This is a genomic window from Halococcus dombrowskii, from assembly GCF_022870485.1.
In the GTDB taxonomy this organism is placed as follows: domain Archaea; phylum Halobacteriota; class Halobacteria; order Halobacteriales; family Halococcaceae; genus Halococcus; species Halococcus morrhuae.
The window spans coordinates 2,351,442-2,371,844 of the sequence record NZ_CP095005.1 but is presented as its reverse complement, the minus strand read 5'-3'; the positions used below and the strand labels follow the sequence as shown (position 1 = coordinate 2,371,844).

Here is a 20,403-nt window from a genome sequence, read left to right as displayed (position 1 = left end):
GATCCGTTTTCGCCGAGAAAAACGTTCGTCGAAAAGTTGTGATCAGCTACGTCGCGTTGCGAGTAGCGCCGCACCGAGCAGCGCGACGACCGCGACGGCGATGCCGAAGCCCGGACCGCCCGCTTCGGTCGCCTGTCCGCCGCCCGTTTCACCGGCGGTGCCGGCTGCGGTCTCGCCGCCGGTTGCCGTCGTCGCTCCGCTCTCGGTCGCTGCGGTGTCGGCTCCGGCACCGCCGGCGGTCGTGGCGGGCGCGGTCGATTCGGTGATTTCGAGTGTCGCGTTCCGGACGCTGCCGTTGTTGAGTGTCATCGAGACCGTGTAGTTGCCCGCCTCGGGCGGGTTGGTGACGCCGCCGTAGGTCATGTTGAGCCGGTCGCCCTCGCTGACGGAGATCGTGCCGTCGAAGCCGATGGTGAGGTTCTGGCCCTGAGCACCGATCGTCGGCGCGGTCGTGTTGTTGACGACGCTCTGACCGCCGAGCGTCGCAGTAGTGATACTGCCGCCGACGAGGCCGATCGAGGCGTTGCTCTCGCCGTAGTCGATCGTGAGCTCGCTCAGGTTGCCCGTCGCGTTCGGCCCGGCGACGATCGACGCCGTATGGTTGGTGCTCTCGTTGCCCGCTGCCGAGGGATCGGCCGTGATCGAGGCGTTGCCGCTCGTCGCGGCCGCCGATCCGTTGCCCATCTCGGTTTCGGTCGCCGCGCCCGCCGTCGCGTTCTCGCCGACGGTCAACGTCGTGTTCTGGCTGCTCCCGTTGTTGACCGCGACGCCGACCGTGTAGTCACCGGCCTCGGGCGGGTTGGTGACGCCGCCGAAGGTGACGTTCAGCCGGTCGCCCTCGTTCGCGTCGACCGTGCCGTCGAAGCCGATGGTGAGGTTCTGACCCTGTGCACCGATCGTCGGCGCGGTCGTGTTGTTGACGACGCTCTGGCCGCCGAGCGTGGCGGTAGAGATGCTGCCGCCGACGAGGCCGATCGAGGCGTTGCTCTCGCCGTAGTTGATCGTGAGCTCGCTCAGGTTGCCCGCCGCATCCGCGCCGACGACCGTCGAGACCGTGTGGTTGGCGCTGGTGTTCGGCGCACTCGGGACGGCCGTGATCGTGGTGTTGGCGTCAGCCCCGGTTGCCGTCGCGGTGCCGATCTCGGTCTCGCCCGTCGCGTTGGCCGTCGTCGCGTTTGCCGTTTCGTTCGCCGACGCGTTCGCGGTCGTCTCGTTCGTCGCGCCGGTTGTCGTCTCGTTCGCCGACGCGTTCGCCCCGTCGGCCGACTCGTTTGCCGTCTCGGTCGTTTCGTTCGCTGCATCGGCCGATTCGTTCGCCACTGCGCCGTCGTCGCCGGTGACTTCGAGGGGGACCGTCTGTTCGGCCTCACCGTCGGCAACGCTCACGGTGAACTCGTAGTTGCCGGCCGGCAGACCGGAGATATCCATCCCGACGATGTCCGTTCGGTCGAGCTCCTGCGAGTCGTATCCCGACTCGTCGAAGGTCGCCTCCTCGATCTGCTCGTCGCTGAGGCCGGGCGCGCTGATCTCGACGTCGTAGGGGCCGTCGAACAGCCCGTAGACGATGTTGAGATTGAGTACGCCCTCGGCGATCGACTCGACGGTGTTCGCCGCGCCGTCCCTGAAGCGGACGTTCAGCGGTTCACCACCGGATGGGCTGTAGAACTCCTCCTCGCTCGTGCTCGCGTTCGTGGCGTTATCGCCGTCTTGGGCGGCGACCGTCCCCGCGGTGGCGATGCCGCCGACGACCGCGGCGAGCACCACCAGCGCGACGAGAGCCACGCTTCGATATGGCTTGTCCTGTGTCATGATTTCGTTTGTATGGTCGGCGAGGACGGCCGGTGAATTCGGTCATCGAATCGCCCGCCGTCGCTCCGTTCACGTCGATGGGTATGATACACCACCGTACTATATTCTTTTCGGTGGTGCCGATTCCGAACTCATTCGGTCGGGCGTTTCAGCGAGAGCACGGTCCGATCGAACGCACAGACGAGCTCGTCGTCCTGGTTGAACGTCTCGACGTGCATCGTGACGACTCCGCGCTCGCCGTCGCTGGTCTCGCGCTTCTCGACGACCGTCGAGCGCGCGTGGATCGTATCACCGTGAAAGACCGGTCGTGGATGCTCGACATCGTCGTACGAGAGGTTGGCGACGATGGTACCGTCGGAGGTGTCGGGGATCGTCAGTCCCACGGCCAGCGAGAGTGTGTACAGCCCGTTGACGAGCCGCTCGCCGAACTCCGTCTCGGCGGCGAACTCGCTGTCGAGGTGGAGCGGCTGTTGGTTCATCGTCATGTCGCAGAACCGCTGGTTGTCGCCCTCCGTCACCGTCCGCCGTTTGTCGTGTTCGATCGTTTCGCCCTCGATGAACTCCTCGTAGTAACGCCCCGTCATGGACGGACGCTCGCGCGCCGGGGGCAAAAGCCATCGGTCGCCGCTCGCAAATGATGGCGCTGCCGATGCAGTTATACCAATATCTATAGGGCCGGACGTCCAACGGCTACGGCACGGTCGCCGATGCCGTCCCGATCGGCCGGCGGCGAACACCCATTCCATCATGACGACGACAGCTCCAACCGAGTCCGAGGACCCGCCCGAAACCGCCGCCGAGACCGCCCGCCACCAGCTCGATCGTGCGGCGTCACACATCGACGTCGATCCCGGCGTCGTCGAGCGGCTCAAACACCCGAAATCCGTCCATCAGGTCTCCGTACCGATCGAGATGGACGACGGCGAGATGCGGATCTTCACGGGCTATCGCGCCCATCACGACAGCGCGCGCGGACCGTTCAAGGGTGGACTGCGCTATCACCCCGACGTGACCGCCGAGGAGTGCGTCGGGCTCTCGATGTGGATGACCTGGAAGTGCGCGGTGATGGACATCCCCTTCGGCGGCGGCAAGGGGGGCGTCGTCGCCAACCCGAAGGCACTGAGCGAGCGGGAAAACGAGCGGCTCACCCGCCGGCTCGCCGAGGAACTGCGCGACGTCGTCGGTCCGATGCGAGACATTCCGGCCCCCGACATGGGCACCAACGCCCAGACGATGGCGTGGTTCATGGACTCCTACTCGATGCAGGAGGGCGAGAGCCATCCCGGCGTCGTCACCGGCAAACCGCCCGTGATCGGCGGGAGTTACGGCCGCGAGGAGGCTCCCGGTCGGAGCGTCGCCGTGATCGCCCGCGAGGCCATCGATCACTACGACAACGAGATCGAGGAGACGACGGTCGCGATTCAGGGCTTCGGAAGCGTCGGCGCGAACGCCGCCCGCCTGCTCGACGAGTTCGGCGCGAACGTCGTCGCCCTCGCCGACGTCAACGGGGCCATCCGCGATCCGGACGGGTTCGACACGCACGACGTCATCTCCCACGAGGAACAGCCGGGGATGGTCTCGGGCTACGATGCGCCCGAGAGCCTCGCGAACGACGAACTGCTCGAACTCGACGTCGACGTCGTGGTTCCCGCCGCCCTCGGCAACGTTCTCACCGTCGACAACGCCGACGACGTCCAAGCCGACCTCATCGTCGAGGGGGCGAACGGCCCGACGACGACGCGCGCCGACGAGATCTTCGCCGAGCGCGGGATCCCTCTCATTCCGGATATCCTCGCCAACGCCGGCGGCGTCACGGTCTCCTACTTCGAGTGGCTGCAGGACATCAACCGTCGCGCGTGGACACTCGAAGAGGTCAACGAGGAGTTGGAAAGCGAGATGCTGACCGCCTGGAACGATGTTCGCGGGGCATACACGGCCCACGACGACGTGACGTGGCGCGAGGCAGCCTACATCGTCGGTCTCCGGCGCGTCGCCGCGGCTCACGAGGTCCGCGGTCTCTGGCCGTAGATTCAAACCACGCGCCCGTCTCCGTTCGGCATGGCCAGACGAAGCGTCCTCTTCACACCGGCCGATCGCCCGGAAATGTGCAGAAAGGCCCCCGACAGCGGTGCCGACGTCGTCGTCTTCGATCTCGAAGACGCGGTCGCGCCCGCTCGGATGGACGAGGCGCGCGACGCACTCGCCGACCTGCTCACGAGCGAGTTCGATCCCGACTGCGAGGTCTGTGTCCGAGTCACCGGAGAATACGACGCCGATCTCGATGTCCTTCTCGACGGCGACCCACGCCTCGACGCGCTGATGCTTCCGAAAGTCGAGCGTGGCGAGGACGTCGCGGCGCTCGCCGACGCGATCGCTGCACACGACGCCACCTACCCCGTGTTCGCGCTGATCGAGACCGCTGCCGGCGTGCTCGCCGCCGACACCATCGCCGCGGCCGACGCCACGACGGCGGTCTGTTTCGGAGCCGAAGACCTCGCCGCCGATCTCGGTGCCCGGCGCACCGACGCGGGAACGGAAGTGCTCTACGCGCGCGAACGGACCGTACTCGCGGCGAGCGCGGCCGGCGTCGACGCCATCGATACGCTCGTGACCGACATCGACGCGACCGAGCGCCTCCGCGAGGACGCCGAACTCGCGCTCGATTTCGGCTACGACGGCAAGCTCGCCATCCACCCTGCACAGGTCACCGTCATCAACGACGCCTACACGCCGGCCGACGAGCGCATCGCGTGGGCCGAGCGCGTCCTCGACGCGAAAGCGGATGCCGACGCCGAGGATCGGGGCGTCTTCCGCGTCGACGGCGAGATGATCGATGCGCCGCTGATCGCCCAGGCCGAGCGCGTCCTCGACCGCGCTCGCACCGACGATCCATAACGATAGTTGGACCGACAACTCCGGGGGAATGCGACGCTCTTAACAGCTATCTCTGCAAGGCGGATGTATGACAGAGACAGTCAACCCCTTCGAGAGCTTCCGGACGCAGCTCGACGAGGCTGCGGGCTTTCTCGATCTCTCTGATGGCGAGCTCGAACGGCTCAAACAGCCCGAGCGCATGCTCGAAACCACCCTCTCGGTCGAACGCGACGACGGCTCGCTCACGACGCTCACCGCCTTTCGCTCGCAGTTCAACGGCGATCGCGGCCCGTACAAGGGTGGGATCCGCTACCATCCGAACGTCTCGCGCGACGAAGTGAAGGCGCTCTCGGGCTGGATGGCCTACAAGTGCGCGCTCGTCGACGTCCCCTTCGGCGGCGGCAAGGGCGGCATCGTCATCGACCCGCACAACTACTCCGAGACGGAGCTCGAAAGCATCACGCGCGCGTTCGCCACCGAACTCCGCCCGCTTGTCGGCCCGGATCGTGATATCCCCGCACCGGACGTCAACACCGGCCAGCGCGAGATGAACTGGTTCAAGGACACCTACGAACAGCTCGAAGACGTCACCGCCCCTGGCGTCGTCACCGGCAAATCGCTCGACGCCGGCGGCAGCGAGGGCCGCGTCGAGGCGACGGGCCGCTCGGTCATGCTCACCGCCCGCGAGGCCTTCGACTACCTCGACATCGAGATGGACGGCGCATCGGTCGCCGTCCAGGGCTACGGCAACGCCGGCGCGATCGCCGCCAGCCTGCTCGAAGACTGCGGCGCGAACATCGTCTCGGTCTCCGACTCCAGCGGCGCGATCTACGACCCGAACGGGCTCGACGCCGACGCGGTCAGCGACCACAAGACCGAAACCGGCTGCGTCGCCGACTACCCGAGCACGAAAGAGCTCACCAACGAGGAGCTGCTGACGCTCGACGTCGATCTCCTCATTCCGGCAGCGCTCGAAAACGCCATCGACGAAGAGACCGCCGAGGAGCTCGCCGCCGACATCGTCATCGAAGCCGCCAACGGCCCGCTCACGCCCGCTGCCGACGACGTGCTCGCCGACCGCGACGTCTACGTCCTCCCGGACATCCTCGCCAACGCCGGCGGCGTCACCGTCTCCTACTTCGAATGGGTGCAGAACCGCCAGCGCTTCCACTGGACCGAAGAACGCGTCAACGACGAGCTCGAAGCCGTCATCGAAAACGCCTTCGGGGCACTCATCGACGCCTACGAAGACCGCGACCTCCCCACCCTGCGCACTGCTGCCTACGTCATCGCCATCCAGCGCGTGCTCGACGCCGCCGAGAAGAACGGACGCTTCCCCTGAAAGCCCTCGGCGCGCCTTCGCGGCGCGCCTCGCCCTTTTCATTTCCACCAGGCCGCAACCGCAACGCATTGCGCGCGCCGGGCGCATGGCCCGGCACGCGCTCAAGCCCCCGTCCCTCCCCGTGCGGCTGCGATGAACGCCATCGCAGCCGCGTGGCACTCCTCCCGCAACCGCACCGCACAGACCTCGCAGTCGGGGTCGAACAGCCGACAGCACCACTCAGATCCCCAATATCAGCGGCCCCATCAAAACGCCCATCAGATGCACCCGACGCGCACCGAGCATCGCGGGCACCAGCCCAATCAGCGCGCTCGCACAGAACGCGCCGATGCCGATGAACCCCGAAAAGAGGTATGCGAGCACGAGCAGCAGACAGAGCACGCCGACCGAGAGATACGTGTAATCGACCCGCCCGACCGTCCGCAGATACCGATCGCCGACGAGCGGCACGAGCACGAACCCGACGCCAGCGGCAAGGCCGACTCCTGCCAGCAAGAGCGGGAGATCGAGCGGCACGCCGGTCGAATCGAGCGCGACCAACACTCCCGTGCGAGGCGATCCGAGCGCAACGAGCGCGAACAGGGCGAATATCGTGTTGCTGGTGTTGACTCCGCTCGTCGCGACCAGGAAACCACGCGCGCCGTCGTCGTTCGGAACCGCGGGCAGCGTCACCGTCGCCGCAACGGCCGCCGACACACCCGGCAGATAGCCCACGATCGCACCCGACACCGTACCGACGAACGCCGTCAGCCCGATCGTCCGCCGGGGCGTCGTCACCGCCGCATCGGCCTGCTCGGGCACCCCAGCCCCGTCGATCGCTTCGATCAACACCGGTGCGCCGAACAGCCCCGCGAACAGCGGCATCAACATCCCACCGCTCGCGAGCGGCGCACTCGGCTCGATATCGAGCGTCAGCCACCCCAATCCGGCACTCAGGAGAAACGAGAGCAACCCACCGATGCGCGCCGGATTCGATCGTTCGGTGACGACGAGAAAGAGCACGATCCCGGCCAGCACGAGCGGCAGCCGTGCCCGCACCATCGGATACACGGCCACCATCAGCTCCGTCATCGGGAGCGCGAGCGGAACGGCGAGAACGACCGCGAGCGCACTCCCGAGCGCCGACAGCCGCAACGCCTCGTGCCCGCGCCCCGCGATCACGAGCCGATGACCCGGCAGTGCCGACGCGGCCATCGCCGCATCGGGAACGCCGAGCGCGAGCGTCGGCACCACGTCGAGAAACGTGTGGGTGACGCCGGCAGCCAACATCGCCGCCCCGACGAACAGCGCGGGCCCCGGCACCTGTGGCGCGGCCGCCGCCAACAGCAGCGCGAAGTTGTTCGCGTGCAGCCCGGGCACGAGACCACTCACTGTCCCGAGCGCGATCCCGCCAGCGACGAACCCGAGCGCCACCAGACCCGACTCGGGGGCGAACACCACGCTCTCGGCCAGTGAGACCATCCGCTACGGGATGGCTGCGTCATCCGCCGTAAACGCTCGCACCGCTATCCACGACGAATAAATCGAGAATTGGGTGAGTCGAGAGAGTGCTGCTTAGCCGAACAGCTCGCCGAGGCCCTCGCCGCCAGCGTCGTCGTCCTCGTCGTCGTCCGCTTCGGCTTCTTCTTCGGCCTCGTCGGCTTCCTCCTCGGCCTCGTCGGTGTCGGCCTCGCCGCCGGCCGCTGCGCCACCGGCACCGCCAGCGCCGCCCGCGGGCACTGCGGCGGCCTGCTCGACGGCATCCTCGATGTCGACGTCCTCGAGGGCGGCCACGAGCGCCTTCACGCGTGACTCCTCGACGTCCGCACCGGCCGCGTCGAGGATCTCCGTGACGTTTGCTTCGTTGATCTCTTCGTCCGTCTCGTTCAGGATGAGTGCTGCGTAAACGTATTCCATTGTTGTATCAGTGGTGTTTTTCAGCCGAACATTTCGCCGAGACCCTCGCTCGCGTCGCCGCCGTCGTCATCATCGTCCTCGTCATCGGCGTCAGCATCGGGTTCGGACTCGGTGTCGGCCGATTGGTCGTCGCTCGATTCGTCGTCGCCCGTCTCGGCAGGGGCCGTGACACCGCGGAGCTCCTCGGGCAGGGCCTCCTCGTCGTCGATGTTGGCCGCGAGCGCACGCATCTGCGCGTCCGCGCGGCTCACGAGATCGTCGGCGAGGGCCGGGCTGGCGATCGCCGCCTCCAGGCCGAGGCTCTTGGCCTCGGTTCTGCCCTTGCCGAGCAGCGTCCCGGCGGTCTCTGCGGTCGGGTAGGCTGCGTTGACCGAGAGGTTCCGCCCGGCGGCGGCGGCCGCCTCGACGTCCGCCCGGTACTCGTCGATGTCGATGGCCAGCTCGTCGGGCTCGAACAGGATGCCGTCGGCGTAGACGCTTCTGAGATCGAGGCCCACTTCCTTGGGCTCGATCTCGAGCTCGCCGAGCACGTTCGCGAGGGTCTGCGAGACTTCCTCGCCCTCCTCGAGAACCGTCGAGTCCTCGGTAACCTGGATCGAACCGTCCATGATCCGCGCGGCCGCGCCGACCTGCTGGAGCTCGCCGACGAACGGCCCCGGGTCGATCCCGGTGTCGCCCTCGGGGATCTCGATCGGGTTGGGTGCGACCTCGCCGGCGTTGATCGGTGCCGGCGTCTTCGAGGCTTCGAGCTCCCGGTAGAGACCGAACGGGTTGGCGTCGGCACCGATGAGTCCGACCTGTCCGTCGACCTCGTCGGTCAGCTCCTCGACGCCGTCGTCGGCGTCATCAAGTGCGCGCACCAGTAGTGTGTTGCGCGCGACGCGGAGCTCGGCCGAGCCGTGCAGGTCCCGGCGCATCGCCTGAAGCTGCCGGCTCGGGATCCCCGCGATGGAGACGATGCCAACGCTCTCGTACGTGTCGATGAGCTCGGCGAGATCGGCGACCTCCTCGCGCTTCCAGTCGGGAACCGTCTCGGTCTGATGGTCGCCCTCGGCGGACATCAGGCCACCTCCACGGACGGTCCCATCGTCGTCTTCACGTACATCGTGTCGATGTTGAGGGGACCCTTTTCGAGGTTGGCTTCGAGCCGCCGGACGATGACGTCGATGTTGTCGGCGATCCCGTCGGCGCTCATGTCGGCCGCGCCCACTCGCGTGTGGAACGTCCGCCGGTCGCGGCTTCTGAGCTGCACAGTGTTCTTCATCCGATTGATCGTCTCGACGACGTCGTCGTCGGGCTGGAGCGGCGTGGGCATCTTCCCACGTGGGCCCAGCACCGTCCCGAGATACCGACCGATGTCCTGCATCATGTCGGCCTCGGCGATGAAGAAGTTCGTCTCGCCGGCCAAGTCTTTCGCCTCGTCGTCGTCATCCCCGAGCTCTTCGAGCTCGTCACCGTCGAGGACGTCGTCGGCGACCTCCTCGGCGCGGAGGGCGGTTTCGCCCTCGGCGAAGACGACGATGTGGGTCTCCTGGCCGGTGCCTTCCGGAAGAACGATGCTCTCGTCGACGCGGTTCGATGGATCGTCGAGGTCGAGATCGCGCAGGTTGACAGCAAGGTCCACCGTCTCACCGAAGTTCCGCGGTGGGGCCTCGTCGAGTGCGCGTGTCACGGCCTCCTCTATGTCCTGATCTGCCATTTTCCACCTCCGTAGTACGCCTTCACGGCTGCTACGGCGTGAAACAGGCGACGCCTGTCTCGTCGTAAAACCACCGCCGTATCCGTTTAAACTCGTCGAAGCGAACCCGACTACTCGACGAGATCGGGTTCGTCGTCCTGTCGCGTCCACTCCAGCTCGAACTCGACAGTTCGCTCGGCCGCGCCGAATCGCGGCGACTCCTCTTCGACTTCGACCTCGAACTCACAGGGGTCGGTCGGATCGATGCGGACGTGCTCGCCGCCGACGGCGAGGGTGAGTTCGCCATCGCTCCGCAGCTCCTCGGCGAAGCTCTCGAAGATATCGGCGACCGCATCACGGCTCAATTCGCGTTCGGTTTCGTACTCTTCTGACATGCCCGCGGGCCTACTCCGGAACGATGCCTAAACCTACCGGTCTCGTTCGGATATGTGATACTGGAACGAGCTGGTCGTTCGTGCGAATTACGACTGTGAGAGAACAACGAGGGACGCCAGCGCGTCCCTCGTGGTGTTCGCGTCGTTATGCTTCCGCGAGCACGTCGTCGTACTGGCCGTCGTCGACGCGGTCGTCGAAGGTGCGTGCATCCTCGCCGTCGATGGTCACGCCGAGCGAGACGCAGGTGCCGGCGACTTCCTTGGCGGCGCTTTTGGTACCGTAGGCCAGCAGATCGGGCCCTTTCTGCTCGGCGACCTGTTTGACCTCCTCGACGCTGATGTCGGCGACGAAGTCCTTCTGGGGTTCGCCGCTGCCCGTCTCGAAGCCCGCCGTGTCCTTGACGAGCGCCGCGGTCGGCGGCACACCGACCGAGATCGAGAAGGCACCGTCGTCCTCGTAGTCGACGGTGACGGGGACTTCCATCCCGTCGAACGCGTCGGTCTGGTCGTTGATCTCCGCCACTACCTCCTGGACGTTCACCGGCGTCGGGCCGAGCTCCGGACCCAGGGGCGGGCCGGGATCGGCCTCCCCGCCGGGAACGAGCGCTTCGATGGTTCCAGCCATACCCGGAGAATCGTCGCCGCGAGGTTAAGGATTGCTTTTCGACTGTCGGCCGGAAATACCCACCACGCGTCGTCGAGTGCTTCGCTGTCTCCCGATCGTAGCGAAAGAAACGTATCGAGTTCCGACCGACAGTATCGGCGAGCGGATGTGAAGGACTTTTCGACGCCCGCCACCCAGGGCTACGTGATGGGGCTTGAAGACGAGATCGAGGATCTCCGTGAAGAGATAGCGGAGACGCCGTACAACAAGTCCACGGAGGCCCACATCGGGCGGCTGAAGTCGAAACTCGCCGAGAAAAAGGAGAAGCTCGAAAACCAGTCCTCCGCCGGCGGTGGCCAGGGCTACTCGGTCGAACAGACCGGCGACGCGACGGTGGCACTCGTCGGCATGCCGAGCGCGGGCAAATCCACGCTTCTCAACGCGCTCACGAACGCCGAAAGCGAGGTCGGCTCCTACGAGTTCACGACGCTCGACGTGAACCCCGGCATGCTCAAACACAAGGGAGCCAACATCCAGCTGCTCGACGTGCCCGGGCTGATCGAGGGCGCGGCGGGCGGTCGCGGTGGCGGTCGAGAGGTGCTCTCGGTGATCCGGACCGCCGACCTCGTCGTGTTCGTCCTCTCGGTGTTCGAGATCGAGCGGTACGCACCGCTCGCGCGCGAACTCTACGAGAACAAGATCCGTCTCGACAGCCGGCCCCCGAAGGTCCGTATCACGCCGAAGGGTAAGGGCGGTATCGACGTCACGACCGGTCCAGAAGTGGCGCTGGCGGACAACACCGTCCGCGAAGTGCTCCGTGAGCGTGGCTACGTCAACGCCGACGTCGCCATCACCGAATCCGTCGATCTCGACGGGTTGCTCGATGGGATCCTCGACAACCGGGTGTATCTCCCCTCGCTGGTCACCGTGAACAAGGCCGATCTCATCGAGCCCGACTATCTCGATACCGTGAACGAGGAGCTCCGTGCGGAGGAGATCGATCCCGAGGAGGCGATCTTCATCAGCGCCGCAGAAGGGAGAGGTCTCGACGCGCTCACCGATCGGATCTGGGAGGCTCTGGGGCTCATCCGCATCTACATGGACAAGCCCGGTCGCGGGACGGACTACGAGGAGCCGCTGATCCTGAAAGCCGGTCAGACCGTCGGCGATGCCTGCGAGAAACTCGGCGGGGAGCTGGAAGACCGATTCCGCTTCGCGCGCGTGTCCGGTCCGAGCGCGAAACACGACGACCAGCAGGTCGGGACGGACCACCAGCTCCGCGACGAGGACGTCCTCCGTATCGTCGCGCGCCGCTGATGGCTCGTGTCTCCGCCCGGCGACGACTGCTCGCCGTGATCGTGCTCGGGCTCGTCCCGTGGACGATCGTCACCGGTGCGGTGCTCACGTTCGTCTTCCCGTTCGGGCTCGCGAACACGATACCGATCCATCTCACGCCGCTCACCGACTACCTCCGGTTCGCCGGCGGGTTCGCCGCGCTGCCCGGGTTCCTGCGCGCGTGGCCGACGAGCGTGTTGCTCTATCTCGGCGCGCTGGCCAGCGCCGTCGGTGGTGTCCTCGGTCGCGAGGATCGGCGCGTGACGGGTGGGCTGCTCGTCCTTGCCGGCGTGAGCCATCTGGGCCTCGCCGTCGGCTTCCTGCGGACCGGTCGGCTGGCGATCCCGCTCGGGCCGGTTCTGGCGCTCGCGCTCGCGTGGTGGTGTTATTGGCCCGCGCTGCGGCGGACGGTCCCGTAGTCTTTTGCCCGCGCGACGGGTACGGCGGCGCATGGGTGCACTGCTCGATCACACGATGATGCGAGTCGAAGACCTCGACGAATCGATCGACTGGTACGGGGAGCATTTCGATTACGAGGAGAAGGGACGGATGGAGGCCGATACGTTCACGAACGTCTTCATGGGCCCCGAAGACGCCCACGAGGACGCCGCCCTTCTCGAACTCACCTACAACCAGGACGGGCGCTCGTACGAGCTCGGCGATGCGTGGGGCCACATCGCGGTCAGAGTTCCCGAGGGCGAACTCGAAGCCGCCTACGACGAGCTGATGGACGAGGGTGTCGCGGACTATCGCGATCCCGAATCCTGTGGCGGGCGCTACGCGTTCGTCGAGGACCCCGACGGCCACGAGATCGAGATCGTCCAGCGCGATCACGGGGCAAAATGGAGCATCGACCACACGATGATGCGCATCACCGATGCCGACGAGCAGATCGGCTTCTGGACCCGGAAGTTCGAGTACGACGAACGGCCCGAGGGCCGCTGGGAGGCCGATTCCTTCGCGAACTACTTCGTTGAGCCAACCGACGCGCCCGAGGAAGCGATGAGCGTCGAACTCACCTACAACTACGACGACCGCTCCTACGAGCTGGGCGATGCCTGGGGCCACGTCGCGGTGCGCGCCGACGATCTCGACGACGCCTGGGACACGCTCATGACCCGCGGTGCGGAGGATTACCGCGACCCCGAATCCTGTGACCACCAGTACGCCTTCACGAAGGACACTGACGGCCACGAGATCGAGGTTGTGACGCAGTAAGCGGCTGTGATGCGGCGGCGGTAGCGGGGTACGGTCCTGGCGTCTCAGCGAGCGAAGCGAGCCGAGGCTCAGGAGAGCTTGCTCTCCTGGTGGATGAAGGGCGAACGAGCGACCGGAGTTCTCGTGAGCGAAGCGAACGAGAGCACGGAAGAGCTTCGCTCTTCCGGAGGGAGCGAGTGAGGGCTTCTGCGGTGCTGTGCGGTTTGCGGTAGCGGAAGGTGAGTGATTGTACCGCAAGCGAACGAAGTGAGCGAGCGGGCCGAGGAACCCCCGAGTGAAACGAGGGGGTGACGACGGCTTTTGGTCCAGATTTTGCCAGGGAGGGAGCGCGCCTCGCGCGCGACCGACCGCAGCAAAAGGTGGGCTTTTAACCGCCCGAGCGGGTAGCTGTGGCGCAATGGACGTGGGTTCGGCCGACAATTTCACGCGGATGGGAACGCTGGGCGTCGAGGAGGAGTTCTATATCGTCGACGATGCGGGGCGGCCCACGGCGGGCACCGACGAACTCGTCTACGAGACGGAGCCGCCGGCGATCCTCGACGATCGGCTCGCCCACGAACTGTTCAAGTTCATCATCGAGACCCAGACGCCCATCTGTGAGGGTCTCGCGGATGCGCGCGAGCAGTTCGTCGCGGTCCGCGAGGCGCTCGTCGATCATGCCGCCACCCACGGCTACGGTATCGCCGCGGCCGGTCTCCATCCCGCTGCCCAGTGGCGCGAGCTCGAACACGCCGAGAAGCCGCGTTATCGTGCCCAGCTCGATCGGATCCGCTATCCACAGTTCCGGAACACGACGGCGGGGATCCACGTCCACGTCGGCGTCGACGACGCGGAGAAGGCGACGTGGATCGCGAACGAACTGCGCTGGTATCTCCCCGTGATCCTGGCGCTGTCGGCGAACTCGCCGTTCTGGAACGGGTTCGACACCGAACTCGCCTCTGCGCGCGCGAAGATCTTCGAGGGATTACCGAATACGGGGATGCCGACACCCTTCGAGAGCTTCGCGGCGTTCCAGCGCTTCGAGCGGCGGATGGTCGAGTTGGGCTCCATCGACGACCGTGGCGCACTCTGGTACGACGTCCGCCCACACACCGGCCACGGTACCGTCGAGGTGCGTGCGCCCGATGGCCAGGCGGATCCCGAGATCGTCTTCGCGTTCGTCGAGTACGTCCACGCGCTCGTGATGGATCTCGCCGAACGGTACGACGAACAGAGGAAACCCTGGGCGGCCTACCGATCCGACGGCCGTGGGTCGTCGGACGGGCTCCGTCGGGAGTTCCTCGACGAGAACAAGTGGCGCGCGCTCCGGCACGGCCACGACGCGTCGTTCGTCGATCGCGAAGGGACGGGAACGATTACCCTCGATACGCTCGTCGAGCGCGAGTCTGATCGGCTCGGGATCGACGGTATCGGTGCGGTCGCGGCCGCCGAGAGCGGCGCAGCCAGACAGCGCCGGCTCCTCCGCGAGGACGGTCTCGACGCGCTCTGTCGGTCGCTCGTGCTGTGAGGAAGGCTTTTGCCCGGCGATCGACTCCATTGGGACATGGACGACGATACTGACGAGATCGAACCTGACGACGTCCGTGCGGAACTCGACCGCCAGCGAGCGGACGTCGTCGACGACCGGATGGACGAGGGGCTCGTCGATCTGCTCTCGCGGGCGCTCGATACGGACACGCGCACGCGAGTGTACGTCTACCTCCGACAACAGCCGGAGTCGACCGTCGAGGAGATCGCCACCGGAACAGGGTTGTATCCGGCTGCCGTCCGGCGCGTTCTCGACGAGTTCGACGACGAGCAGGTCGTCGAGCGCCACGACGGCGAGGAGCCGACCTACACCGCCGCGCGACCGGACGAACTGATCGACGCTGCGATCGATCGGTTCCGCGACGAACTCGAAGGGCTGTTCGCGCCGCGTCGTCGCGAGCGCCGAAACGAGGATAGACGCTCCGAACCCGTGACGATCCCCGTCGAAGCGGCCGATAGCGACGAGCGGTAGGGAGCGACATCCCTAAGCCACGGGCGAATCTGTGACGGGTATGCAGGTCGCGCTCGGCGGCACGTTCGATCCGATACACGACGGCCATCGACGGCTGTTCGAGCACGCCTTCGAGCGTGGCGACGTCACGGTAGGGCTGACGAGCGACGAGTTGGCTCAAGAAACCCGCCACGAGGAACGCTACGTTCGTCCGTTCGAGCAGCGACGGGCGGATCTCGCCGATGAACTGTCTGCTCTCTCTGACGAACACGATCGTTCGTACGAGATCCGCCGTCTCGGCGAGCCAACCGGCATCGCCGTCGAGGAGGGGTTCGACGTGCTCGTCGTCTCGCCCGAGACCGAAACCGGCGGCCAGCGCGTGAACGAGCGCCGCCGCGAGCGCGATCTCGACCCGCTCGACATCGCGGTCGTCGATCATCTCACCGCCGAGGACGGCGGCATCGTCTCCAGCACGCGCATCGTCAACGGCGAGATCGACGAACACGGCAGCCTCACGCCCGAGCGCGAGGGCCGCCCGCACCCGAGCTGATCACCACTCCGGCGGGTCGAGACCTGCTTCTTCGAGGACGTCCCGCCAGCGTTTCTGGACCGTGAGCCGCGCGACACCGACCGCCTCGGCGACGGCCGACTGGGAACGCCGATCGCCGGCGATGAGCGCGCCGGCGTAGAGGCTCGCCGCCAGCACCGCCCGTTTCGAGCGCTCGCGTTCGGGCACCGTCGAGAGGAACAGGTCGGCGGCGCGCTCGCGGGCCCTGTCGTCGAGCGAGAGCTCGTCGGCCGCCGTATCGAGTTCGGCGAGCCACTCCTCGTTCGCGAGTTCGTCGCGCGCCCGGTACATGGCCGAGGATAGGGTCTACAGGGGATAAATGGTCCGTGGGCCGTCGTTCGGCAGATCGGAACGGACAGCCATGCCCGGACTCGACGTCAATCAGTTGTGAGGAGGGAGGGTGGAAGGTAGGGGAGAAGGGGAGAGTCGGTCGCTACTCGTACGTCTCGGGGTAGGCCGTCGCCAGCCGATCGGTGTCGATCCGTTCGCGAACGGGGTCGATGACCGACGAGACGTACTCGGCGGCGGCGTTTTTCAGGTCCTGTGGATGGAGATCGCCGCTCACGAAGTCGTCTTCGAGCCCGTCGTAGCTCTCGTAGGTGAGATCGCCGCCGTACTCGTCGGGCCGCTCGATCTCGAACGGCTCGCCGCGCTCGTCGAGGATCGGGAAGACGAGGTAGTCCATGTATTCGAGCACGCCGTTGTCCTCGACCTCGCCCTGTGGGCAGTACGCGCCCTGGAGTTTCTCGGCGACGGTGTCGGCGTCGTCGGTGAGATTGACTTTCGAGGTCGCGTCGGAGGCGCTCATCTTTCCGCCCGAAAGTCCCGCCAGCAGCGGCGCGAACACACAGACCGGTGGTTCATCGCCTCGGTCGGCGAACAGCTCGCGACTGAGCATGTAGATGCCGCGCTGGTCGATCCCCCCGTAGGCGATGTCGGCGTCGAGCGCGTCGATGTCGAGGGTCTGCATCAGCGGGTAGATGAGACCACCCAGTTTGGGGTTCTCGGACTGGCGGACGACCTCGCTGCCGGCGCGCTGCACTCGGGAGATGGTGGTGTCGGCGGCCATTCTGAGCAGTTCGAGCGAGTATTCGGCATCGAGTTCGAACTCGCGACCCTCGACGAACTCGATTTCATCAGGACTGGCCCCGGCCGCCGCGACCATCCCCTCGATCGCTTCGCGGTAGTAGGCCGTGCGCGCGTCGAGCAGCTCGAAGGGGCTCTTCTCGTCGTCGAGGTGGGCGTGGAGATCGGCGATCAGGACTTTCACGTCGAGATCTGCCCGGAGGAAGTCCGCGAGCTTGCGGATCGTCGTGAAGTGGCCGATATGCATCTCGCCGGTCGGTGCGTAGCCGACGTAGATCGTCGGATCGTTCTCAAGAAGGTCGTCGAGCTCCTCGTCGGTGACGACTTCGGCGGTGTTGCGCGTCACGAGCCGTCGGCGCTCGCTGTCGTTCATACCTGTCGTGTCCTGTGCGCGCTGTTAAGCGATTCCCTTCGTCCGACGGTGAAAGACCCATTCCGCCGGAGCCCCTACCGATTACGTGTACACCGGCAAGACCGAGCAACCCTGCTGTCTCTGTGGCGATCCCGACACCACTACGCGCCTCGATCTGCCCCCGCGAGCCGTTCAACTGCTGAAGAACTCGGGACCGATCGCCTGGCGCGACATCGTCGGCGAGGTGTCGATCCACTTCTGCGCGAGCGACTGGGAGCTCGTCCGCGAGCTGGTGCTCGACATGGGTCTCAACCCGCTCTCGCGCTGTAACGCCGCCCGTGCCTCCCTCGATATCCGCGAGGATTTCGAGGCGCTGCTCAACGACGTACGCGACGAGCCCGACCAAACCGATCTCGAAGCGCGCATGCAGCGAGAAAGCCGGCGGGTCATTCGGGAGTTCGACGAAAACGAGCTGAGCGAGCAGCGCGATCTGGTGGAGGCGAAGATCCGGCTCTGGAGCTTCGAGGAACTGGGCGTCGCGGCGGTCTGAGCTATTCGCGCCGCCGGTTCCGGTGGACGATGCCGACGTTGTTCGCGGTGGTCTCGGTGAACGAGCGCAGTGCGTCGGCGGTGTCGCCGTCACCGAGGACGAGCGGTGCGCCATCCTCACCCTCGCGAACGCGTGGATCGAGCGGTATCTCGCCCAAGAACGGCATGTCGACGTCGGCGGCGAACTCGCGGCCGCCACCTTTCCCGAACAGGTCGTGTTCGCTGCCACAGTCCGGGCAGACGAACCCGCTCATGTTCTCGACGATCCCGAGGACTGGTGTCTCGTGCTTGCCGAACATCTCCAACCCCTTGCGGGCATCGTCGACGGCGACCTCCTGGGGCGTCGTGACGATGACGGCACCGGCGATCGGCACGCTCTGGAGGAGGGTGAGCTGCGTGTCGCCAGTGCCGGGCGGGAGGTCGACGACCATGTAGTCGAGCGCGCCCCATTCGACGTCCTCGAACAGCTGGGTGAGAACCTTGTGGACCATCGGACCGCGCCAGATGACGGGATCGTCCTCGCCCACGAGGAAGTCCATGCTCATCAGCTTCATCCCGTACTTTTCGGGCGGGATGAGCTGCTCCTCGGCGGTGGCCTTCGGGCGTTCGTCGGAGCCGACCATCCGCGGGACGTTCGGGCCGTAGATGTCGGCGTCGAACAGGCCGACGCGCGCGCCGAGCTGGGAGAGGCCGGCCGCGAGGTTCACGGCGACGGTGGATTTCCCGACGCCGCCCTTGCCCGAGGCGACGGCGATGACGTTCTTCACGCCCGGCAGCACCTCCTCCTCGCGCTCGATGTTCGCGGTGAGTTCGCTTTCGATCCCCTCCGCATCGAGTACCTCGCGCACGCGGGCGGCGATGGCGCTCTCGGTGGGCGAGTAGGGCGCGCCGAGCGCGAGCGAGACGTGGGCGACGTCGTCTTCGATGCGGACGTCGTTGACGAGGTTTCCCGAGACGATGTCCGTGCCGAGATCGGGGTCCTCGACCTCCTCAAGCAGCGAGCGCACGTCGGATTCGTTCATGCTGAATCCTGCCCTGCGCGAGCGATAAGGATTGGGACCTGGTGGGGCCCGAATCGGGGCGGTTCGTTGTTCTTAAATACCCAGGTCGGGATAGGGTGTATACGACGTACTGTAGGGGGATCGCCCCCGAGTCCGGGAGGGCGGAACTACGAACGGGTCGTGGTAGCCAAGTCTGGCCCAAGGCGCAGGGTTGCTAACTCTGTGGCGCACAGCCTCCGGGGTTCGAATCCCCGCCACGACGCTCGAATCACCCACCATGAGTGCAGAAGACCCAGACACACAGGCCGAGGACGAAGAGGAGGAGGACATCCGCTACTTCGTCCGCATCGGCCAAACCGACCTCGACGGGACGAAAAGCGTCGAGCGCGCGCTAACCGGCATGAACGGCGTCGGCCGGCGCACCGCTCGCATCATCGCCGAACAGGCAGAGATCGACCGCACGGCGACCCTCGGCCGTCTCGACGACGACGATGTCGAATCGATCGTCGAGCACGTCGAAGGGTTCGCGTCGGACGTACCGGCGTGGCTCACCAACCGCCCGAACGACTACTTCACGGGCGAGTCGAGCCACGAGGTCGGCAACGATCTCTCGCTCACTCGGCAGCAGGACATCAACCGCATGCAGATGATCAGCTCATACAAGGGCGTGCGCCACGAGCGCGGCCAGAAGGTCCGCGGTCAGCGCACCAAATCCACCGGCCGCTCGGAGGGTACCATCGGCGTGAACGTCGAAGCGCTTCAAGAAGAGATGGAAGAGGAGGCGGAGGGCGAGTAGAATGGCCCTCGGCTCCAACACCAAAGGCTACGAGACGCCGAACCACCCCTTCCAGGGCGAGCGCATCGCCGAGGAGTCGAACCTCATCGGCCGCTACGGCCTGGCGAACAAGGAGGAACTCTGGCGCGCCCAGTCCGAGCTTCGTGGCTTCCGCCAGGAGGCACGACGACTGCTCGGCGACGCCCAGGGCGACGCCGACGAGGCCGAGCGCAAGGGCGAGGCGTTCCTCGACCGGCTCCGACGGCTCGGTATCCTCTCGGAGACCGACAGCATCGACGACGTGCTGAGTCTCGAGATCACCGACGTGCTCGAACGCCGACTTCAAACTGTGGTCTACCGCGAAGGGCTGGCGAACACGCCGAAACAGGCCCGTCAGTTCGTCTCGCACGGACACATCGTCGTCGGCGAGAGCCGGGTGACGGCACCGTCGCGAAAGGTCGCCACCACCGAGGAAGACAGCGTGGCCTTCGACGAGACGAGCTCGCTGGCGGACGAACTGCATCCCGAACGCGCGGAGGGGCAGGAATGAGCGCCGACAACGAGACCGAGGACCGCTGGGCGGTCGCCCACGTCTTCGCGTCGTTCAACAACACCATCATCTCCGTCACGGATCAGACCGGTGCCGAGACGCTCGCCAAGTCGAGCGGCGGTACGGTCGTCAAGCAGAACCGTGACGAGGCATCGCCGTACGCGGCGATGCAGATGGCCGAGACCGTCGCCGAGGAGGTGCTCGCACAGGGTATCGAGGGCGTCCACGTCAAGCTCCGCGGTCCCGGCGGCAACCTCCAGCAGAGCCCGGGACCGGGCGCACAGGCGACCATCCGAGCGCTCGCGCGCGCCGGTCTCGAGATCGGCCGTATCGAGGACGTCACACCGATCCCGCACGACGGGACACGCGCCCCCAAATCGAGCGGGTTCTGAC

The 20,403-nt window shown here is 66.4% G+C and carries 24 protein-coding genes and 1 tRNA gene; 14 read left to right on the top strand and 11 right to left on the bottom strand.

From position 1 onward, the window contains the following. Nucleotides 1-42: 42 nt before the first annotated feature. Nucleotides 43-1,809, bottom strand: a complete 1,767-nt coding sequence (locus MUK72_RS12285) for a PGF-CTERM sorting domain-containing protein (RefSeq protein WP_244701232.1) — start codon at nt 1,807-1,809, stop codon at nt 43-45. 131 nt (nt 1,810-1,940) lie between these two features. Further along, nucleotides 1,941-2,393 (bottom strand): MaoC family dehydratase, encoded by a 453-nt coding sequence (locus MUK72_RS12280; RefSeq protein WP_244701229.1) that lies wholly within the window; start codon nt 2,391-2,393, stop codon nt 1,941-1,943. A gap of 163 nt (nt 2,394-2,556) precedes the next feature. Between MUK72_RS12280 and gdhB the strand changes: the two genes are divergently transcribed. The 3 genes from gdhB (at nt 2,557) to MUK72_RS12265 (ending at nt 6,025) form a co-directional block, all read left to right on the top strand. Then, nucleotides 2,557-3,837: a glutamate dehydrogenase GdhB gene (gene gdhB, locus MUK72_RS12275; RefSeq protein WP_004055442.1), complete on the top strand. Its 1,281-nt coding sequence runs from the start codon at nt 2,557-2,559 to the stop codon at nt 3,835-3,837. A gap of 30 nt (nt 3,838-3,867) precedes the next feature. Next, entirely contained in the window at nt 3,868-4,704 is an 837-nt protein-coding gene (locus MUK72_RS12270; RefSeq protein ID WP_244701226.1) for an HpcH/HpaI aldolase/citrate lyase family protein, read from the top strand. 67 nt (nt 4,705-4,771) lie between these two features. Continuing rightward, nucleotides 4,772-6,025, top strand: a complete 1,254-nt coding sequence (locus tag MUK72_RS12265) for a Glu/Leu/Phe/Val family dehydrogenase (protein ID WP_244701222.1) — start codon at nt 4,772-4,774, stop codon at nt 6,023-6,025. Between the two features lie 219 nt (nt 6,026-6,244). Here MUK72_RS12265 and MUK72_RS12260 read toward each other — a convergent pair whose 3' ends face one another. The 6 genes from MUK72_RS12260 to MUK72_RS12235 all read right to left on the bottom strand — a co-directional run bounded on the left by MUK72_RS12260 (nt 6,245) and on the right by MUK72_RS12235 (nt 10,619). Next, the gene (locus tag MUK72_RS12260) at nt 6,245-7,486 is read right to left on the bottom strand and encodes a tripartite tricarboxylate transporter permease (RefSeq protein ID WP_244701219.1); all 1,242 of its coding nucleotides are present in this window, start codon (nt 7,484-7,486) and stop codon (nt 6,245-6,247) included. Between the two features lie 93 nt (nt 7,487-7,579). Next, the gene (gene rpl12p / locus MUK72_RS12255; protein WP_244701215.1) at nt 7,580-7,921 is read right to left on the bottom strand and encodes a 50S ribosomal protein P1; all 342 of its coding nucleotides are present in this window, start codon (nt 7,919-7,921) and stop codon (nt 7,580-7,582) included. 20 nt (nt 7,922-7,941) lie between these two features. Continuing rightward, nucleotides 7,942-8,982 carry a 50S ribosomal protein L10 gene (locus MUK72_RS12250; RefSeq protein WP_244701198.1) on the bottom strand — a complete coding sequence of 347 codons (1,041 nt, stop codon included), beginning with the start codon at nt 8,980-8,982 and terminating at the stop codon, nt 7,942-7,944. Further along, nucleotides 8,982-9,620 carry a 50S ribosomal protein L1 gene (locus tag MUK72_RS12245; protein WP_004055436.1) on the bottom strand — a complete coding sequence of 213 codons (639 nt, stop codon included), beginning with the start codon at nt 9,618-9,620 and terminating at the stop codon, nt 8,982-8,984. The genes MUK72_RS12250 and MUK72_RS12245 overlap by 1 nt, the downstream gene beginning before the upstream one ends. A gap of 110 nt (nt 9,621-9,730) precedes the next feature. Continuing rightward, complete coding sequence (locus MUK72_RS12240) at nt 9,731-9,994, bottom strand: amphi-Trp domain-containing protein (RefSeq protein WP_004055435.1); 264 nt, start codon at nt 9,992-9,994, stop codon at nt 9,731-9,733. Nucleotides 9,995-10,139: 145 nt separating this feature from the next. Next, complete coding sequence (locus MUK72_RS12235; protein ID WP_244701195.1) at nt 10,140-10,619, bottom strand: 50S ribosomal protein L11; 480 nt, start codon at nt 10,617-10,619, stop codon at nt 10,140-10,142. A 186-nt stretch (nt 10,620-10,805) separates the two neighbouring features. Between MUK72_RS12235 and MUK72_RS12230 the strand changes: the two genes are divergently transcribed. The 6 genes from MUK72_RS12230 (at nt 10,806) to MUK72_RS12205 (ending at nt 15,679) form a co-directional block, all read left to right on the top strand. Beyond that, nucleotides 10,806-11,915 carry an OBG GTPase family GTP-binding protein gene (locus MUK72_RS12230; RefSeq protein WP_244705334.1) on the top strand — a complete coding sequence of 370 codons (1,110 nt, stop codon included), beginning with the start codon at nt 10,806-10,808 and terminating at the stop codon, nt 11,913-11,915. Continuing rightward, on the top strand, nt 11,915-12,352 hold the full coding sequence (locus MUK72_RS12225) for a TIGR04206 family protein (RefSeq protein ID WP_244701193.1): 438 nt from the start codon (nt 11,915-11,917) through the stop codon (nt 12,350-12,352). Before MUK72_RS12230 ends, MUK72_RS12225 begins: the two co-directional genes overlap by 1 nt. 31 nt (nt 12,353-12,383) lie before the next feature. Further along, entirely contained in the window at nt 12,384-13,151 is a 768-nt protein-coding gene (locus MUK72_RS12220; RefSeq protein WP_244701191.1) for a VOC family protein, read from the top strand. Nucleotides 13,152-13,548: 397 nt separating this feature from the next. Next, on the top strand, nt 13,549-14,658 hold the full coding sequence (locus tag MUK72_RS12215; RefSeq protein ID WP_244701187.1) for a glutamate--cysteine ligase: 1,110 nt from the start codon (nt 13,549-13,551) through the stop codon (nt 14,656-14,658). A 36-nt stretch (nt 14,659-14,694) separates the two neighbouring features. After that, nucleotides 14,695-15,150 (top strand): helix-turn-helix domain-containing protein, encoded by a 456-nt coding sequence (locus tag MUK72_RS12210; protein WP_004055426.1) that lies wholly within the window; start codon nt 14,695-14,697, stop codon nt 15,148-15,150. Nucleotides 15,151-15,190: 40 nt separating this feature from the next. After that, nucleotides 15,191-15,679 (top strand): phosphopantetheine adenylyltransferase, encoded by a 489-nt coding sequence (locus MUK72_RS12205; protein WP_244701184.1) that lies wholly within the window; start codon nt 15,191-15,193, stop codon nt 15,677-15,679. Here the strand turns inward: MUK72_RS12205 and MUK72_RS12200 are convergent, their stop codons facing one another. Both MUK72_RS12200 and MUK72_RS12195 read right to left on the bottom strand, forming a co-directional pair. Then, the gene (locus MUK72_RS12200) at nt 15,680-15,988 is read right to left on the bottom strand and encodes a transcription initiation factor IIB family protein (protein ID WP_244701181.1); all 309 of its coding nucleotides are present in this window, start codon (nt 15,986-15,988) and stop codon (nt 15,680-15,682) included. Nucleotides 15,989-16,130: 142 nt separating this feature from the next. After that, nucleotides 16,131-17,156 (bottom strand): tyrosine--tRNA ligase, encoded by a 1,026-nt coding sequence (locus tag MUK72_RS12195; protein ID WP_244701178.1) that lies wholly within the window; start codon nt 17,154-17,156, stop codon nt 16,131-16,133. 85 nt (nt 17,157-17,241) lie between these two features. Here MUK72_RS12195 and MUK72_RS12190 point away from each other — a divergent pair, with 85 nt between their 5' ends. Then, nucleotides 17,242-17,685, top strand: coding sequence for a DUF7960 family protein (locus MUK72_RS12190; protein WP_244701175.1), 444 nt, complete (start codon nt 17,242-17,244; stop codon nt 17,683-17,685). Nucleotide 17,686: 1 nt separating this feature from the next. Here the strand turns inward: MUK72_RS12190 and MUK72_RS12185 are convergent, their stop codons facing one another. Continuing rightward, nucleotides 17,687-18,706 carry an Mrp/NBP35 family ATP-binding protein gene (locus MUK72_RS12185; RefSeq protein ID WP_244701173.1) on the bottom strand — a complete coding sequence of 340 codons (1,020 nt, stop codon included), beginning with the start codon at nt 18,704-18,706 and terminating at the stop codon, nt 17,687-17,689. A gap of 156 nt (nt 18,707-18,862) precedes the next feature. Here MUK72_RS12185 and MUK72_RS12180 point away from each other — a divergent pair. The 4 genes from MUK72_RS12180 to MUK72_RS12165 all read left to right on the top strand — a co-directional run bounded on the left by MUK72_RS12180 (nt 18,863) and on the right by MUK72_RS12165 (nt 20,402). Beyond that, nucleotides 18,863-18,947, top strand: a tRNA-Ser gene (locus MUK72_RS12180). A 15-nt stretch (nt 18,948-18,962) separates the two neighbouring features. Then, nucleotides 18,963-19,481 carry a 30S ribosomal protein S13 gene (locus MUK72_RS12175; RefSeq protein WP_004055420.1) on the top strand — a complete coding sequence of 173 codons (519 nt, stop codon included), beginning with the start codon at nt 18,963-18,965 and terminating at the stop codon, nt 19,479-19,481. A 1-nt stretch (nt 19,482) separates the two neighbouring features. Continuing rightward, nucleotides 19,483-20,010 (top strand): 30S ribosomal protein S4, encoded by a 528-nt coding sequence (locus tag MUK72_RS12170; RefSeq protein WP_004055419.1) that lies wholly within the window; start codon nt 19,483-19,485, stop codon nt 20,008-20,010. Further along, nucleotides 20,007-20,402 carry a 30S ribosomal protein S11 gene (locus tag MUK72_RS12165; protein ID WP_004055418.1) on the top strand — a complete coding sequence of 132 codons (396 nt, stop codon included), beginning with the start codon at nt 20,007-20,009 and terminating at the stop codon, nt 20,400-20,402. Before MUK72_RS12170 ends, MUK72_RS12165 begins: the two co-directional genes overlap by 4 nt. The last annotated feature ends 1 nt before the right edge of the window (nt 20,403 follow it).

Coding starts and splice junctions, on each gene's coding strand:
- rpl12p (WP_244701215.1), bottom strand. CDS start 7,921: ATGGAATACGTTTACGCAGCACTCATCCTGAACGAGACGGACGAAGAG.
- MUK72_RS12170 (WP_004055419.1), top strand. CDS start 19,483: ATGGCCCTCGGCTCCAACACCAAAGGCTACGAGACGCCGAACCACCCC.
- MUK72_RS12220 (WP_244701191.1), top strand. CDS start 12,384: ATGGGTGCACTGCTCGATCACACGATGATGCGAGTCGAAGACCTCGAC.
- MUK72_RS12280 (WP_244701229.1), bottom strand. CDS start 2,393: ATGACGGGGCGTTACTACGAGGAGTTCATCGAGGGCGAAACGATCGAA.
- MUK72_RS12205 (WP_244701184.1), top strand. CDS start 15,191: ATGCAGGTCGCGCTCGGCGGCACGTTCGATCCGATACACGACGGCCAT.
- MUK72_RS12225 (WP_244701193.1), top strand. CDS start 11,915: ATGGCTCGTGTCTCCGCCCGGCGACGACTGCTCGCCGTGATCGTGCTC.
- MUK72_RS12260 (WP_244701219.1), bottom strand. CDS start 7,486: ATGGTCTCACTGGCCGAGAGCGTGGTGTTCGCCCCCGAGTCGGGTCTG.
- MUK72_RS12210 (WP_004055426.1), top strand. CDS start 14,695: ATGGACGACGATACTGACGAGATCGAACCTGACGACGTCCGTGCGGAA.
- MUK72_RS12265 (WP_244701222.1), top strand. CDS start 4,772: ATGACAGAGACAGTCAACCCCTTCGAGAGCTTCCGGACGCAGCTCGAC.
- MUK72_RS12230 (WP_244705334.1), top strand. CDS start 10,806: ATGGGGCTTGAAGACGAGATCGAGGATCTCCGTGAAGAGATAGCGGAG.
- MUK72_RS12195 (WP_244701178.1), bottom strand. CDS start 17,156: ATGAACGACAGCGAGCGCCGACGGCTCGTGACGCGCAACACCGCCGAA.
- MUK72_RS12175 (WP_004055420.1), top strand. CDS start 18,963: ATGAGTGCAGAAGACCCAGACACACAGGCCGAGGACGAAGAGGAGGAG.
- MUK72_RS12200 (WP_244701181.1), bottom strand. CDS start 15,988: ATGTACCGGGCGCGCGACGAACTCGCGAACGAGGAGTGGCTCGCCGAA.
- MUK72_RS12245 (WP_004055436.1), bottom strand. CDS start 9,620: ATGGCAGATCAGGACATAGAGGAGGCCGTGACACGCGCACTCGACGAG.
- MUK72_RS12270 (WP_244701226.1), top strand. CDS start 3,868: ATGGCCAGACGAAGCGTCCTCTTCACACCGGCCGATCGCCCGGAAATG.
- MUK72_RS12215 (WP_244701187.1), top strand. CDS start 13,549: ATGGACGTGGGTTCGGCCGACAATTTCACGCGGATGGGAACGCTGGGC.
- MUK72_RS12250 (WP_244701198.1), bottom strand. CDS start 8,982: ATGTCCGCCGAGGGCGACCATCAGACCGAGACGGTTCCCGACTGGAAG.
- MUK72_RS12285 (WP_244701232.1), bottom strand. CDS start 1,809: ATGACACAGGACAAGCCATATCGAAGCGTGGCTCTCGTCGCGCTGGTG.
- MUK72_RS12185 (WP_244701173.1), bottom strand. CDS start 18,706: ATGAACGAATCCGACGTGCGCTCGCTGCTTGAGGAGGTCGAGGACCCC.
- MUK72_RS12165 (WP_004055418.1), top strand. CDS start 20,007: ATGAGCGCCGACAACGAGACCGAGGACCGCTGGGCGGTCGCCCACGTC.
- gdhB (WP_004055442.1), top strand. CDS start 2,557: ATGACGACGACAGCTCCAACCGAGTCCGAGGACCCGCCCGAAACCGCC.
- MUK72_RS12235 (WP_244701195.1), bottom strand. CDS start 10,619: ATGGCTGGAACCATCGAAGCGCTCGTTCCCGGCGGGGAGGCCGATCCC.
- MUK72_RS12240 (WP_004055435.1), bottom strand. CDS start 9,994: ATGTCAGAAGAGTACGAAACCGAACGCGAATTGAGCCGTGATGCGGTC.